14 protein-coding genes are annotated in these 14,949 nt (G+C 68.9%); 7 read left to right on the top strand and 7 right to left on the bottom strand.

What is annotated here, in order from left to right; all coding sequences use genetic code 11:
• Nucleotides 1–72 precede the first annotated feature (72 nt).
• The 3 genes from menD to C474_RS19420 form a co-directional block, all read right to left on the bottom strand.
• Nucleotides 73–1,830 carry a 2-succinyl-5-enolpyruvyl-6-hydroxy-3-cyclohexene-1-carboxylic-acid synthase gene (gene menD / locus C474_RS19430; RefSeq protein WP_008389863.1) on the bottom strand — a complete coding sequence of 586 codons (1,758 nt, stop codon included), beginning with the start codon at nucleotides 1,828–1,830 and terminating at the stop codon, nucleotides 73–75.
• 19 nt (nucleotides 1,831–1,849) lie between these two features.
• Nucleotides 1,850–3,196 carry an isochorismate synthase gene (locus C474_RS19425; RefSeq protein ID WP_008389861.1) on the bottom strand — a complete coding sequence of 449 codons (1,347 nt, stop codon included), beginning with the start codon at nucleotides 3,194–3,196 and terminating at the stop codon, nucleotides 1,850–1,852.
• Nucleotides 3,197–3,265: 69 nt separating this feature from the next.
• Nucleotides 3,266–3,859, bottom strand: a complete 594-nt coding sequence (locus tag C474_RS19420; protein WP_008389860.1) for a sulfite oxidase-like oxidoreductase — start codon at nucleotides 3,857–3,859, stop codon at nucleotides 3,266–3,268.
• Between the two features lie 203 nt (nucleotides 3,860–4,062).
• On the opposite strand from C474_RS19420, the gene C474_RS19415 reads away from it, so the two are divergent.
• The 3 genes from C474_RS19415 to C474_RS19405 all read left to right on the top strand — a co-directional run bounded on the left by C474_RS19415 (nucleotide 4,063) and on the right by C474_RS19405 (nucleotide 6,389).
• Nucleotides 4,063–4,272: a ribbon-helix-helix domain-containing protein gene (locus C474_RS19415; protein WP_008389858.1), complete on the top strand. Its 210-nt coding sequence runs from the start codon at nucleotides 4,063–4,065 to the stop codon at nucleotides 4,270–4,272.
• Between the two features lie 58 nt (nucleotides 4,273–4,330).
• Nucleotides 4,331–4,609: a UPF0058 family protein gene (locus tag C474_RS19410; RefSeq protein ID WP_008389855.1), complete on the top strand. Its 279-nt coding sequence runs from the start codon at nucleotides 4,331–4,333 to the stop codon at nucleotides 4,607–4,609.
• A 127-nt stretch (nucleotides 4,610–4,736) separates the two neighbouring features.
• Nucleotides 4,737–6,389: a rhomboid family intramembrane serine protease gene (locus C474_RS19405; protein WP_008389853.1), complete on the top strand. Its 1,653-nt coding sequence runs from the start codon at nucleotides 4,737–4,739 to the stop codon at nucleotides 6,387–6,389.
• Here the strand turns inward: C474_RS19405 and C474_RS19400 are convergent, their stop codons facing one another.
• From C474_RS19400 to C474_RS19390, 3 genes are all read right to left on the bottom strand, one after another.
• On the bottom strand, nucleotides 6,390–7,013 hold the full coding sequence (locus tag C474_RS19400; protein ID WP_008389852.1) for an METTL5 family protein: 624 nt from the start codon (nucleotides 7,011–7,013) through the stop codon (nucleotides 6,390–6,392).
• Complete coding sequence (locus tag C474_RS19395) at nucleotides 7,013–7,414, bottom strand: hypothetical protein (protein ID WP_049917201.1); 402 nt, start codon at nucleotides 7,412–7,414, stop codon at nucleotides 7,013–7,015. The genes C474_RS19400 and C474_RS19395 overlap by 1 nt, the downstream gene beginning before the upstream one ends.
• Before the next feature lie 230 nt (nucleotides 7,415–7,644).
• Nucleotides 7,645–8,622: a lamin tail domain-containing protein gene (locus tag C474_RS19390; protein ID WP_008389848.1), complete on the bottom strand. Its 978-nt coding sequence runs from the start codon at nucleotides 8,620–8,622 to the stop codon at nucleotides 7,645–7,647.
• Nucleotides 8,623–8,797: 175 nt separating this feature from the next.
• On the opposite strand from C474_RS19390, the gene C474_RS19385 reads away from it, so the two are divergent.
• The gene (locus C474_RS19385; protein ID WP_008389846.1) at nucleotides 8,798–9,751 is read left to right on the top strand and encodes a transcription initiation factor IIB; all 954 of its coding nucleotides are present in this window, start codon (nucleotides 8,798–8,800) and stop codon (nucleotides 9,749–9,751) included.
• A gap of 87 nt (nucleotides 9,752–9,838) precedes the next feature.
• Here C474_RS19385 and C474_RS19380 read toward each other — a convergent pair whose 3' ends face one another.
• On the bottom strand, nucleotides 9,839–11,521 hold the full coding sequence (locus C474_RS19380; protein WP_008389844.1) for a flippase activity-associated protein Agl23: 1,683 nt from the start codon (nucleotides 11,519–11,521) through the stop codon (nucleotides 9,839–9,841).
• A gap of 110 nt (nucleotides 11,522–11,631) precedes the next feature.
• Between C474_RS19380 and C474_RS19375 the strand changes: the two genes are divergently transcribed.
• From C474_RS19375 to C474_RS19365, 3 genes are all read left to right on the top strand, one after another.
• On the top strand, nucleotides 11,632–11,964 hold the full coding sequence (locus tag C474_RS19375) for a hypothetical protein (protein ID WP_008389842.1): 333 nt from the start codon (nucleotides 11,632–11,634) through the stop codon (nucleotides 11,962–11,964).
• A gap of 49 nt (nucleotides 11,965–12,013) precedes the next feature.
• Complete coding sequence (locus C474_RS19370; protein WP_008389841.1) at nucleotides 12,014–12,448, top strand: universal stress protein; 435 nt, start codon at nucleotides 12,014–12,016, stop codon at nucleotides 12,446–12,448.
• Nucleotides 12,449–12,630: 182 nt separating this feature from the next.
• The gene (locus C474_RS19365) at nucleotides 12,631–14,883 is read left to right on the top strand and encodes an alkaline phosphatase PhoX (RefSeq protein ID WP_193363664.1); all 2,253 of its coding nucleotides are present in this window, start codon (nucleotides 12,631–12,633) and stop codon (nucleotides 14,881–14,883) included.
• Nucleotides 14,884–14,949 lie beyond the last annotated feature (66 nt).

Here is a 14,949-nt window from a genome sequence, read left to right as displayed (position 1 = left end):
CACCGTCGTCTCGGAATCGAGCGATCCGCCGACCGGTGTCGACACCGGTGTTGGCGCCGTCGTCCACTCGCCCTATCCGCGCAGTCCGTCGACGACTCGCTGGCGTATCTCTTCGCGGACCCCGTGGCTCTCCTCGGCGTCGACGGTCACCGCTATCACGTGCGACCCGTCGCTCCGCGTCGCCGTCTCGTACGCCTCGCGGAAGCCCTCCCGGTCGTCGGCGTCGACGCGGGCGAACGAGAGGCCGTAGAGGTCGGCGCTCGGTTCGAAATCGAGGCCGTGCGGCGTCTTGAACTGCGAGGTGAACGGCGGGTCGAACGCCTCGATGGGCAGCATGTGGAAGATGCCGCCGCCGTCGTTGTTGACGAGGACGATGGTCGCGTCGACGTCGGAGCGCCCGATCGCCAGGAGGCCGTTCATGTCGTGGTAGTAGGCGATGTCGCCGGTGACGAGCGTCAACTCGTCCGTCGTCGCCGACCCGGCGCCGAGCGCCGTCGAGACGATGCCGTCGATGCCGGAGGCGCCGCGGTTGCCGAGGACGGTGAGGCTCTTGGTGCTCGGCGCGGCGAAGCGGTCGGCGTCGCGGACGGGCATCGAGTTCGAGACGAACACCGTGGCGGGGTCCGGCGCGAGTTCGAAGACGTCCGCGAGGACGCGCCCCTCGAACGCCTCCGACTCCGCGGCGCCGGCGGCGACGGACTCGTGCGTCGCGTCGGCGTCCTCCCAGCGGCGCCGCCACTCCGGGGAGCCGGGACCGGCGAGCAGTCGGGAGAGCCGACCCATGAGGCGCGAGGGGTCGGCGACGACGAGGTCGGTGGCGGTGAACTCCGCCTCGCGCCACCCCGCGGCGGGGTCGACGACCAACTGCTCGGCGTCGACGCGGCCGAGGTACTTGCGGAGCGGTTTCGAGGTGGGCGAGGCGCCGACGCGGAGCACCACGTCCGGGTCGGGCCACGACTCGGTCACCGAGGGGTCGAGGAAGCCATCGTAGCCGCCGACGACGGGCGCGACGCGGACGTGCCCGCCGAAGCGGACGCCCGAGAGCGGGTCCGCAAGTATCGGGAATCCGGTGGCGTGGGCGAACGCCGCAAGCGCCTCGCGTTCGACGCCCGGCGCGTCCGCGGGGCCGGCGACGACGAGGCCGCGGGGTTCCGAGAGGCGGTCCGCGACGTCGCGGAGCGTGTCGTCGTCGAGTTCGGGGACGCCCTCGGTCGTCGTTACGAACGCCTCGTCGCGCCCGGATTCGGCGAGTTCGGGCAGGTCACCGGGCACGTCGCCCTCGACCTCGACGGGTTCCAGCGGCTTTCTGAACGGGAGGTTGAGGTGGACCGGTCCGGCGGGCGTCCCCGTCGCCTTCGCGAGCGCTCTGGCCGCCGTCGTCCGGAGCGAGCGGAGTTTCCGGGGCGTCGCCTCGGGTTCGGCGACGTCCTTGTACCAGCGGACGGCGTCGCCGTACAGCTTCTCCTGATCGATGGTCTGGTTCGCGCCGGAGTCGCGTATCTCCGGCGGGCGGTCGGCCGTGAGGACGAGCAGCGGCACCCGCGACTGCGACGCCTCGATGACGGCGGGGTGGAAGTTCGCCGCGGCGGTGCCGGACGTGCAGACGAGCGGCGTCACGTCGCCCGTGCGGCGCGCGCGCCCGAGAGCGAAGAACGCCGAGGAACGCTCGTCGAGGTGCGAGAAGACGTGGACGTCGTCGTGGTCGTCGAACGCTTCGGTCAGGGGGGTCGAACGGCTCCCGGGCGTGATGCAGACGGCGTCGACGCCCGCGGCGGCGAGTTCGTCGACCAAGGCGTGCGCCCAGAGGACGTTTCGGTTGGGTGCGGTCATGATAGTGTACAGTCGAGAGTCAGCGTTCCAGTTCGTCGAGGAGGGCGCGGTACTTCAGTTGCACTTCGTCCCACTCCCGGTCGGGGTCGGAGTCCTCCACGACGCCGACGCCGGCGAACAGCGTCGCCACGTCGCCGCGGGCGACGGCCGAGCGCAGGGCGACGGCGAACGTGCCGTAGCCGGCGGCGTCTATCCAGCCGACCGGAGAGGCGTACCACCCCCGGTCGAACGGTTCGGTGTCGCGGATGGTTTCGAGCGCCTTCTCGGGCGGCAGGCCGCCGACGGCGGGCGTCGGGTGCAGCGCCTCCACGAGCGAGAGGACGTGCTCGTTCGTCGACAGCGTCGCCGTCACGGGCGTCCAGAGGTGCTGGACGGTCGCGAGGCGTTTAACCCGCCGGTCGGGGGCGTTCACCGACGAAGCGAACGGGGCGAGTTGCTCGCGGACCGTCTGGGCGACGAGTTCGTGCTCGTGGACGTTCTTCTCGTCGTTCAACAGCTCCTGCGCCAGCCACTCGTCCTCGGCGGGCGTCTCCCCGCGGCCGGTCGTGCCGGCCAGCGCGTCCGTCTCGACGGTCCGGCCGCGGAGGCTGACGAGTCGCTCCGGCGTCGCGCCGAAGAACGACGCCTGCGGGCGGTCCGCTCCCGGGTTCGGTTCGACGAGAAAGCGGTAGCACTCGGGGTAGGCGTCGCCGAGTCGCTCCAGCACGTCCGGAACCGACAGCGGCGTCTCCAGGTCGACTTCGAGCGCCTGCGCGAGGACCACCTTCACCAGGTCGCCCGCGCGGATGCGGTCGACGGCGGCCTCGACGCTCGCGTTCCAGTCGTCTCTGGCCGTGGTTCGCCGCCTACCGACGACGCCCGGCGGACCGGCGACGGGGCCGGCGTCCGGGAGCGACGCGATTCGCTCGCGTTCGCGGTCGAGGCGTTTCTCGACGGCCCCGACGTCGGCGTCCGGGCCGACGGCGTTGACCGTGAGCCACGCGCCGTCGTCGGTGTACGTCACCTGCACGCGCGGGAAGACGAAGCGGGCGCCGGGGAACTCCTCCCACGGCGGCCCGCCGGCGCTGTCGGCGTGGAACGCGAACCCGCCGAACAGGCGGGGGCGGGCCGCCTCGGTGCCGGCGTGCACGTCGCCCGAGGAGAACAGTTCCTCCGCGGCCTCGCGCACGCGGTCGAACCGATTGGGCCCGTCGGCGGTCACCGTCGCGGCGGCGCCCTCGCCGACTACCGTCGCCTCGTCCGGCGCCGACCAGACGGTCCGCGGCGCCTCGGCGGCGTCGAGGACGGCGCGAAACGACGGTGCCGACACGCGGACCGACCTGCTGACGAGGTGCGTCTCCGCCTCGTCAGTCCGCAGCGATGCCATTTCCTGAAACTGAGGAGGCCACAGTCTTTTACCTGACTATCCCGGCGCGGCGCGCTGTTTTCGCCGCGGTTAGCTGTACCGCTCTTCGTTCCACGGATTCGCCGTGTTCGAGTAGCCCCGCTTCTCCCAGTAGCCGCGTTCGGCCTCGGTGAGGAACTCGACGCCGGAGACCCACTTGGCGCCCTTGTAGGCGTACTTGTGCGGGGTGACGACGCGGAGGGGGCCGCCGTGGTCTGCGGGGAGGGGTTCGCCGTCGTAGTCGTAGACGAACATGACCTCCTCGCGCGCGCAGTCTTCGAGAGGGAGGTTCGTCGTGTAGCCGTCGAGGGCGTGGAACATGACGTGCTCCGCATCGTCGCGGACGCCCGCCGCCTCTGCCAGCGTCGGGAACGTGACGCCCGTGAACTCGCAGTCGAACTTCGACCACCCGGTGACGCAGTGGAAATCCTGTATCTGCGTCTCAGAGGGGAGGTCGCGGAACCCCTCGTAGGAGAGGGAGAGTTCCTCTTCCACGGCGCCCCACACCTCGAACGTCCAGTCATCGCGGTCCCACGACGGCGTGCCGCTCTTCGACAGTACCGGAAAACGGGCGGTCTCGCGCTGCCCCGGCGGGAGTCTGTCGCCGCCGAACTCCTCGTAGAGGCCCGTAACGTCCTGACTCATATCCAAGCGTTCGCCGCGGCGCACCTAACGGTGACGACTCCGGCGGGGGAGGCGGTGACGGCGTCGAACGCTCGTGTCGAGTCGCAAACTTCGTTTGGGAGCGAAAGAACGTATTCCCACGAAAGTCGGTACAGATGTTGGCGTTCGAGGAAAAGCCGGGCGCAGGAGTTAAATAAGCCGCCTTCAAACCCCCGGGCGTTCAGATGCCGAAAGTCAACATCAGCGTACCCGAACACCTCGAGATGCAGATTGCACAACTCGTCGAACAGGGTGAGTTCATGAGCCGGGAGGAGGCCATCGAGGAACTCCTCTCCACCGGCATCCGCGCGTTCAAGACGAGCGGTCCGATGGACGAAGACGACCACCTCGAAGACGACGGGATGATGGGACACGAGGACGAGTACGTCTTCTGACCCCGCGTGTCATCGAAACCCAATAACTCTTAAATCGACCTCTCACGTACCCGAGACCATGCACAAGGACGAGCTTCTCGAACTTCACGAGCAGATGGTGATCATCAAGAACCACTTCGCCGCTCGCGAGAACGTGGCTGACGGGTTGTTCGACCCGTACGACCAGCTCGCCGTAGAGCCCTCGCACGTCCACAAATCCAAGAGCGAACACAAACACGCCGTCTTCGTCCTCGGCAACGCCCTCGCGGCGGCGATGAGCGAGGACGAGTTCTCCAACGCCGGACGAGTCGGCAAGCGGATGAAGGAACTCGCCGACGACGCCGAATCGAAGCTCTGAGTCCGGATTTTTTGACGTGTCGCGGTCGGCTCGCCGTCACCGAGAGCACCGCGTAGCCGCCGCGCCGTCGCCGGGAGCGCTCCCGCCTGCGAGAAGTTCTTAACCGCGCCGACGAATTACCGGAGTGATGGACGTTTCGGGGTGGCTCATTGTTCAGCGCGCGGGGGTCGTCGTCGCGTTCGTGCTCGCGGCCGTCGCCATCGTCGCGGCGGACCGACCGTCGGGGCGGTGGGGCGAGGCGCTCCGGCGCAGATTCGTCCTCGGGGTGCCGTGGGGCACCCTCGTCACCCTCCTCGGCGTCCTCGCCGTCTACCTGTTCGTACAGGGCGGTCTCTCCAACTGGTACAACCCGCTCACCCTTCCGTTCCGGGCGTGGTCGTACTTCTACCCGCTCGGCGTGCTCACCGCCGCGTTCGCGCACAGCGGGGCCGGACACCTGCTCGGCAACCTCGTCGGGGCGGCGGCGTTCGCCCCCATCGCCGAGTACGCGTGGGGGCACTTCCCCCGCCACCGGGGGGCGACGTCGTTCGGGTCGTGGCGGACGAACCCGTACGTCCGCGCGTTCGTCGTCTTCCCCGCCGTCGTCCTCCTCGTCGGCCTCTTGACCGCCGCGTTCGCCATCGGTCCCATCATCGGCTTCTCGGGCGTCGTCTTCGCGTTCGCCGGGTTCGCGCTCGTCAACTACCCGTTCACCACCGTCGTCGCCCTCGCGGCCGGGAGCGTGGTTCGCACCGTCTACGCGGCGGTGCAGACGCCGCAACTCACCGCCGGCGGTCGTCCCGCCTACATCACCCCGTGGTGGGCGGACATCGCGATTCAGGGGCACGCGTTCGGTCTCTTCGTCGGCGTCCTCCTCGGAGCGGCCGTCGTTCGGGGGCGGTCGAGGGACGCGCGGACGTCGGCGCTCAGGCTGTGGACCGCGACGGTCATCTTCGGCGTGCAGCAGTCGCTGTGGGCGGTGTACTGGTACCGCGGCGGCGACACCTACGTGCTCTACCGGGCGGCGGGCGTCGGCCTCGTCGCGGTGATGGCCGTCGTCGTCACCTACATCGTCGTCGGGTCGAACCGCCTCGTTCTCGAAGACGCCTTCGACGGGGCGTTCACGCACCGCCGCTGGCAGGCGGGCGTCGCCTGCCTCCTCCTCGTCACGGCCGCGATCACCGGACCGGCCGTCGTCGCCAACCTCTACACCGCCGGCGACGGCGAACTGCCGGGCGAGGAGGTGGTCGTCCGCGACTACGAGGTGACGTACGCCGAGAGCGTGACGAACGGGATGACCGCCGCCGTCGACGTGAGCGCGTTCGGCGAGACGACGGCGGTGAACACCTCCGGCGTCGTCGTCAGGAGCGAGGAGCGCGGCATCTGGACGACGGCGGTGACGAAGGGGCGGTTGGCGTTCGCCGGCCGGGCCGCCGTCGTCGTCGGCGGCGTCGGGTGGCGCGAGACGGTGTACGCCGTCCGCGACGGCTGGGTGACCGCCGGCGGCAACACAACCTACCGCGTCCTGCTGAGCCACGACGGGAGCGCGCGCGTCGTCTACACCGCCGACCCCGCGCGGGCCGGACCGGTCGTCGGGGGGCGGAACATCAGCGTCGCGGCCGCCCCGCAGGGGTACTACCTGCGCGTCGCGCGGGACAACGAGACGCTGGCCGCGCGCCTCCCCCGAACGAACCAGTCGGTGACGCTCGACGGTCTGACGTTCACCAGAGAGAAGAAGCGACTGTTCGTCGAGTACGAGGGGACGCGGTTGCAGATAGCCGAGCGAGAGACGTACAAGTAGTCAGCGCCACTCGATGCGGTACACCTCGGTGTCGATGTCCGTCGTCTCCGCGTCGTGGAAGTCGAACTGCTTGTCGAGGCTGAACGTGGCGCGGAAGGCGTGCGTCACCTCGCCGCCCTCGTCGGCTGCGAACGCCTCGACGAACTCCTGCGACCCGTCGTTGTGAACCGAGTAGGACACGTCCGCGAGCCTCGACGCCGTCTCCAGAAACGCCCGGTCGACGTGCTCGCGGCCGCGTTGGGCGCCGAACGGGGGATTCATCAGCACCGTCGCGGGTTCGTCGACGCACAGGGACGCCCGCGTGGCGTCGCCGCGGACCCAGTGGATGGGCGTCGTCGTGCCGACGCGGACGCGGTTCTCGCGGGCGGTGTCGAGAGCTTCGGCGTCCACGTCGACGCCGACGACGCGGGCGGGGCCGCGGAGGGCGGCGCCGAGGGCGAGCATCCCGGTGCCCGTCCCGAGGTCCACCACTGTCTTGCCCTCAACGTCGCCGTTGAGGTCCGCGACGTGGACGACGTGGGCGGCGAGTCCCGGCGGCGTCGGGTACTGTTCGAGTTCGACCCGCGGGTTCTCGAAGCCGGCGACGACGGAGAGTTGCGTCTCCAGGGCGGCCTTCGTCGCCATCAGGCGGAGACGGCGCCGGACACCGAGAGCGCGACCCCCTCGCGACGGGCGCGTTCGCCGAGGGCGCGGAGCGCCGAGCGGACGGCGTCCTCGTCGGCGGCCTCCGCGACGGTGAGTTCGAGGCGACCGACGCCGAGGAAGGAGGCGGCGCGGACGTACGCCCGCAGGTCGTCGGCGACGGTCTGCGTTGCGTACGGACAGTCCTCCTCAAAACTCGCTTCGACGGACAGCACGGCCGGGTGGTAGCCGTCGGCGGCAAGTTCGGCCTTCAGGTCGCGCAGGTAGTCGGGGGCGGTCGAATCCAGCGAGGACGCCGGGAGCGATACCGGCGTCACGTCGGGGACGGCGGCCGCGTCGATGTCTTGCACCACGGACGACTGCTGTGCGGGCGTCGTGCTCATGTTGTCGCTACATACCCGCTAATCATACAAAAGGTTTATTAAATGTCCGATAGTAATATTATCTCGAGCATATCGCAGGGCGGCGGCGGGATTCGGGGTCGGGAGAAACGGCCCCCAGGACTGAAGCCGCCTCGTTCGATACGTTCGCACGGGGTCGCACGCTCCGCCCCCCATTCCCCTTTACAGTTCTCCCCCCGACTACGGTCGGCGTTCCGACTCCGTTTTCCGACTCAGTACGGACGTTCGAGCACCACGGCGCCGTCGTCGTCCCGCAGTCGTATCGTGTCGCCGCCGTTGTTCCACACCGCCGACCCGCGCCCCCAGTACACCGTCCCCCCGCCGTCGTCCCCGGTTCCGGTTCTGAGCGTGAGTTCCGCGCCGGGTTCGAGTCTCGTCCCCGAGGGGAAGGTGTAGTCGTTCCCCGCGGCGTCCACGACGGACCACCCCGAGAGGTCGACCGCCTCCTCGCCCTCGTTCCGGAAGACGACGTACTCGTCGTTCGGGTTCTCGTTGTCGTTCCCGGCCGCGTCGGCGTGAATCTCGGCGACCGCTATCTCGGCGTCGGTCACGCTCCCCGGCGAGGCGTCGGGGGTCGAGGGGTCGACGCACGACCAGAGGCCGCGGCGGGCCGACCGGGCGTCCGCCTCGGCGGCGCGGTAGCGTTCACGTTCGGTAAAGGTGCTCTCGTACAGTCGCGCGCGGCCGGATTCGACCAGCGCGTAGTTGAACGAGTCGCCGTCGACGTAGACGTACGCGAGGAGACGGTCGTAGTAGCCGCGTCTGTCCGCGGTGTCGTCGAAAACGAGGCGCACGCGTTCGCCCGAGAGGCGCGCCTTCGCGTACGCCGAGGCGTTCTCTCCGGCGGCGTCGAGGCAGGCCGCCCCCGCCCCGGTGTCGGGGACGCCCTCGTACTCGCCGGGCGTGTTCGACCCGTACACCTCGGGCGTGTCGACGCCCAAGAGACGGACCGTGTCCCGCGAGCCGTTGGCGTACCTGATTTTCACGGTGTCGCCGTCGACTACCTCCGTGACGGTGACGCGGACGCCCGGTTCGGCGGGGGTCGCCCCCTCGAACGTCGAGGACGGCGTCGCATCCGGCGTTTTCGGCGTTTGCACCGTTCCCGTCGGTTCCGGGGCCGACGGCCCGACGCCGAGACACCCGCCGAGGACGAGGACGACGGCGATGAACGCGAGGAGGCGCGGTCGCATGCGAACCCGTTGGGCCGACGCCGGGATAACGGAACCGGCGTCCGTCACCGCCGTCGGAACGCCGCGTCCGGCGACGAACGGCCGCCGAACCGATAGATACTAGTTGCTAGTCTGTGTTAGTATATCGGCATCCTTATACGAAGATTTAAATACGCGCTTCACCACAAACCTTATAATGGAACGTCCGAGCCGCCAGCGTCAACAGGAGCAGGAAGCGGAGAAGAGTTCCGACGAGCGCATCGCGTGCCCGGAGTGTGAGTCCACGAACGTGATCACGGATGCCGACCAGGGGGAGCTGGTGTGCGACGACTGCGGCTTGGTTCTCGACGAGCGTCAGATCGACCGCGGCCCGGAGTGGCGAGCGTTCAACCACTCCGAGCGCCAGTCGAAGTCCCGCGTCGGGGCGCCCATCACGGAGACGATGCACGACCGCGGCCTGACGACGACCATCGACTGGAAGGACAAGGACGCCTACGGGCGGTCGCTCTCCTCCGAGAAGCGCTCGCAGATGCACCGCCTCCGCAAGTGGCAGGAGCGCATCCGAACGAAGGACGCGGGCGAGCGAAACCTCCAGTTCGCGCTCTCGGAAATCGACCGCATGGCCTCCGCGCTGGGTGTTCCCCGCTCCGTACGAGAGGTCGCTTCGGTCATCTACCGCCGCGCGCTGAACGAGGACCTGATCCGGGGACGCTCCATCGAGGGCGTCGCCACCTCCGCTCTCTACGCCGCCTGCCGGCAGGAGGGCATCCCGCGCTCGCTCGACGAAGTCGCCGAAGTCTCCCGCGTCCCGCAGAAGGAAATCGGACGGACGTACCGCTACATCTCCCAGGAACTCGGTCTCGAACTGAAGCCCGTCGACCCCAAGCAGTTCGTTCCGCGCTTCGCCTCCGCCCTCGGCCTCTCTGAAGAGGTACAGGCGAAGGCGACCGAGATAATCGACGTCTCCGCCGAGCAGGGCCTGCTCTCGGGGAAGTCGCCGACGGGGTTCGCCGCGGCCGCCATCTACGCCGCTTCCCTGCTCTGCAACGAGAAGAAGACCCAGCGCGAAGTCGCCGACGTGGCGCAGGTGACCGAGGTCACCATCCGGAACCGGTACCAAGAACAGATCGAAGCGATGGGCTTCCGGTAACCCGGGTCGAGCGGACACACGAACGTTCTCGTTTTTCGGTGACGCCGCGACGGCCAGCGGTGACTCCGTCGTGCCCGCGTCTCTCGACTACCGCCGGACGAACACGACCGTCTCGCGGTCCCACAGACCCAGTCGGTACGTCGACCGCTCGTAGCCGCCGCCGAGGGTGTCGCCGACAGCGTTCGCGAGTTCCGGTTCCGTGACGACGATGGGCGGGACGGACTCTCGCTGCGCCAGCGTCGTCGCGTTCTCCGTGCTCACCTCGTCTGCGCCGGCGCGCTCGAAGTACCATGGAAGCGGAAGGCGGTTGCCCCACGAGTCGACGGTCGGCGGGTACTCGTTGCCGGGGTCCCACGCGGTGTAGTACTCCTCGCCGACGTACAGCACCTCGGGGGTGGAGGGGTCGCCGTCGGCGACGGCCGTCGCGTTCTCCGCGAGAGGGGTCAGGTCGTCGCTCGGTTGGGCGAACTGCGCGAGGTCGTTCGAGCGGTCGGAGGGGCCGTACACGCCCGCGGCGGTCACCGCGCCCGTCTGCGCGAGGACGGCGAGGAGGACGAGGCAGACGGCGGCGACGCTGGCCGCGTCGCGGTCGGCCCCCCTGCCGAGAGCGACGGCGCGCCTCGCGAGTGCCGCCCCCCCGACGGCGGCGAGGAGCGACGCTGGGAGGAGGACGTGGACGGCGACCCACGGCGCCGACACCTCGGTCACGACGGGCAGGAGGGCGAACGCGGCCGCGCTCCAGTAGGCGAATCCGTCCAGGAGGGGGCGGCGCGCCGCGCCGGCGTAGCGGTTCCAGAGGAGGGCGGCGACGGCGGCGACGAGCACCGGGAGCGCCGCGACGACGAGGGTGTCGGCGAACGCCTCGACGTACGGGAACAGCGAGTGCGTCGAGTACGGCCAGCGGTTGAGCACGCGGACGCCGAGGAACGACCAGAGCGCGCCGACCGTGGACTCGTACAGCACGAGGTGCCACGTCGTCGGCTTCCAGAGGCCGACGTCGACGTGCGGCCCCGCCCTGGGGGCGAAACAGAGCACCGTCGTCCCGAGGAAGAGGAGGAACGCGCGCGCCGCGGCGCCGGTTCGGCTGGCCACGCGCGAGCGGAGGGCGGCGAGTTGCCGACGCGTCGACGACCCGGCGTCGACGACGGCGCTCGGTTGGTCGAGGAGGAGGACGGCGGCGGCCAGCCAACACAGGACATAGGCGGCGACGAACCCCGACGAGGCAAACGCGAGGGCGAGGGCGACCGACCCGAGGTAGGCGTCGCGTCGACTCCGGCGGTCGTACGCGCGCACGGCGAACCCGACGAACGCCAGTGCGAACAGCGCGAGGGGGACGTCGCCGCGGAGGAAGCGCGAGTAGTAGACAAACAGCGGACTGAATCCGAGGAGCGCGGCGAACAGCAGCGTGTCGGCGTCGTCGAGTCGGTCGCGGAACAGGAGCGCACAGAGCGGGAGCGCCGCGCCGAGGACGGCGACGGGCAGGCGGGCCGTCGCGTCCGTCGCGCCGACGAGGGCGAAGACGAGTCGGTCGAGGTGATAGAGGAGCGGACCGCCCGCGACGGGGCGGTACTCGAACGACCCCACCTCCAGATAGCGGAGCGACCAGTAGCCGACGCGGGCCTCGTCCCAGTGGAACGGGCGCGCGCCGAGGTCGACGAGGCGCGCGAGGAGTCCGAGGGCGGCGAGGACCGCGACGGCGGCTGCGACCCCGTCGAGTCGGACGCCGCGGCGACGGCCCGCGGCGTCGTCCGGCGCGTCTCCGAGAGACATAGGGGAGACTCCCGCGGTAGCGCGTAGAAGCTTTTTGGTCCGACTCGCGCCCCGCCCGGCGGTCCCGCCGGTTCGGAAGGCACAAGCACCGCCGCGGGGGACGGACGGACATGGCACTCGTGGAGTCGCTGCCGCCGCGACCGCTGTCGGCCAAGGAACTGCTGGACCTCAACCGCTCCGAGGTCTTCGAACTCGCCAGCCCCATCGAGGAGGAGGGCGACGCCAGCGCCGTCATCCTCGCCACCGGGTCGTGGGTGAAAGGGGTCGTCTTCGACGACGACGGCGACGGTTGGACCGTCGTGGAGACGGTGTCGCTCGCAGAGCGAGAGCGAATAGACGGCCTCCGCGCGTGCGAAGACGCGATTCTGGCGTTCCGCGGCGAGTCGCCGGACGCCGCCGACGGGGACACCGTTAGCGGAGACGCCGACGCCAGCGTGGAGTGAACGTCGTTCGGCGGACAGTTTCTAACCGTAGGTGGCCGTACTACGGACGATGTACGACCGAATCCTCGTGCCGACCGACGGGAGCCACGCGACGGAGCGAGCCGTAGAGAACGCCGTCGACCTGGCCAAGCAGTACGGAGCGACCATCCACGCCCTCTACGTCGTCGACTCCGGGACGTACGCCTCCCTGGAAGCGGGCACGGACATCGTCGTCGAGTCGCTGGAGACGGAGGGGAAAGAGGCCGTCGAACACGTCGTCCAGACGGCCGAGCGCGCCGGCGTGGAGACGACGACGAGCGTGGAGTCGGGGTCGGCCTACGAGACCATCCTCGACTACGCGAAGGCGAACGACTGCGACCTCATCGTGATGGGGACGCACGGTCGGAGCGGCCTGGACCGCTACCTCCTCGGCAGCGTCACGGAGAAGGTGGTTCGACGGTCCGACGTGCCGGTTCTGACCGTCCGGGCCGACGAGGAGGAGTGAGCGCCGCGGCGGGTCAGACGGCGACGTTCCCGAAATACTGTATTCATTTTTGAATAGTCCCGTACAGCGTTAAATTGTGTCACGTACGGCTATATTGGTCTCGTTGTGATTCATTACACAGCCTAGATGTATGTATAACCATTACAAATTTATTTAACCGGCCGTGTTATCTGTCAATCCGCATGGTAGACTTTACTCGACGGAAGCTGATGGCGACGTCCGCGGCCGCCACACTCGGGGCAAGTGTGGCAGGGGTAGCGACTGCAGACGAGGTTGAGGAGTCCGACACGCCGGGTGCACCCAGCGTCGAAGGGAGCCTCAAGCGGTTCTCGACGACGGCGTTCGGAGCGGAAGTGACGGGGCCGTTCGTCTTCCGCGACGGAGGGTTGCTGTACAGTCTCCAGCACCCCTCCGAGGAGAACCCCGAACCGTTCGGGCGGGCGGCGGTGGGCTACTTCAGCGGGTTCAACTTCACGTTCGACGGGAGCAACGACGACTTCGAGGAGGTCGGAATCCCCGAGACGGAGGAGGAACAGCGTGACGTCCGGTCGGAGGCCGGCGACTACGAGATACTCTTCTACGGGCGCGAACCGATAAACGACGGCGAGGAACTGCTCGGCGTGACGCAGACGCCGGACGGGACGGACATCATGCGCTCGGACCCGGCCGACCCCGAGCGCGAGGAACGGCCGTATTTCGCGGGGACGCAGTACGGACTCGCCGGGAGCAACCCCGACTGCAACCAGTTCGTCCCGACGAACGAGGAGGAGACGGAGGGCTATCTGTTCACGAACTGGGAGAACAGCCCCGGAGACGTCTCGCGCGTCCCCATCAGTCAGGACGAGGACGGCGAGTGGAGCGCCGACATGGAGAACGCGATGAACCTGTCGAACACCGAGTCGCTGCGCGCCCACGGCGGGACCCGCATCAACTGCTACGGCGACCTCAGCCCGTGGGGGACGATGATATCCGCCGAGGAGAACTACGCGCACCCCCGCGTCAACATGACGGACACGGTCGGCGACATCGTGGAGGCCGAGTCCGGCGCGGGACTCGTCGGTGCCGCGCACTTCTGGAACCGCCCGAACCCCGGCGAGATATCCGACGCGATATCGACGTACGCGCAGTACGACCACCTCGAAGAGGACTTCAGCCCGCAGGGTAGTTGGGCGCTGACCGGCGTGGAGTTCCTCGCGTACTACCTCGGCTCCGATCAGAGCGACCAGGTCGACGACCGGAACCTCCGGACGTCGCCCATCGACGACGTCTACCCGAACCCGTACCGGTACGGCTACTTCGTCGACTTCCGCGAACCGGCGGCCGAGGAGCCCGAAGCCGTGAAGTACTACGTGATGGGTCGGGCCGCCTGGGAGTCCCCCGACGTGCAGGGCGACCAGAAGACCGTCTACGGCTGTTCGGACGGCGACAGCAAGGGTATCTACAAGTTCGTCGCCGACGACCCCATCCCGGAGTACGACGACCCGATGGACGTCACCGGCACCCTGTACGCGCCGAAGATAACGAACGACGCGGCGAACGCCTCGGAGGGCGGCGAGCGGAAGTCCCCGGCGTACGTCAACCTGGAGGTCGAGTGGCTCGAACTCGGTCACGCGACGAACGCCGAGGTCGAATCGTGGGTCGCCGAGTACGACGACGTCACGCAGGTCGACTACTTCGAGGCTCACGCCGAGACCAACTGGGCTGACGACCCGGCGGCGGCGCTTCGCGAGGCGGACCTCGAAGTCATCCGCAACGGGAACCAAAACTACGTCTCGAACGAGGACATCGTCGAGTGGGCCCGCCAGTACGAGGAGCACGGCCCCGACGGCGTCGACGACGAACTCCGGCGCGTCCCGTTCCTCGAAACCCGCGCGGCCGCAAAGGAGATCGGCGCCTCCATCGAGTTCAACAAGGCCGAGGGCGTCGACAGCGTCGACGACGCCGGCCCGGGTGACTACGTCTACTTCGGCATCTCCGAGTTCAACGACGCCCTGGCGGACGACGAGGGCGACGTCCAGATGGACCGCGTCGACGGCGGGGTCGTCTACCGCGCCGAACTCGAAGACGACTACAACGTCTCGACGCTCAAACCCGTCATCGTCGGTCCGGACTTCACGGACCCGGCGAGTGTCGCCGACGACGCCCTCCGCAACGTCGACAACGTCTACGCGATGCGCGACGGCCGCGTGCTCTGCTGTGAGGACGGCTTCGGCGGCCCGGCCCGCTCGTACCCAAACGACGGACTCTACGTCTACGAACCGGAGAGCGTCGGCGACACGGCCGAAGAGGCCGTCGAGGAGAACGAGGAGGGCGAAGAGAACGGAAAGGGCGAAGAAAACGAAACGGGCGGAAAGGGCGAAGAAAACGAGGAAGGCGAAGAGAACGGAGAGAGCGGAGAAAACGAAACGGGCGGAGAGGACGACGGCGAAAACTGACTCGCGCCGGAACCGAGAAGCCGGCGACGCGAGGCGGGACCCGCCGCGACCACTAACCATCTTTCA

The organism is Halogeometricum pallidum JCM 14848, assembly GCF_000337095.1.
Lineage (GTDB): Archaea > Halobacteriota > Halobacteria > Halobacteriales > Haloferacaceae > Halogeometricum > Halogeometricum pallidum.
The sequence above is the reverse complement of the archived record's forward strand: the minus strand, read 5'-3'. Positions and strand labels throughout refer to the sequence as shown.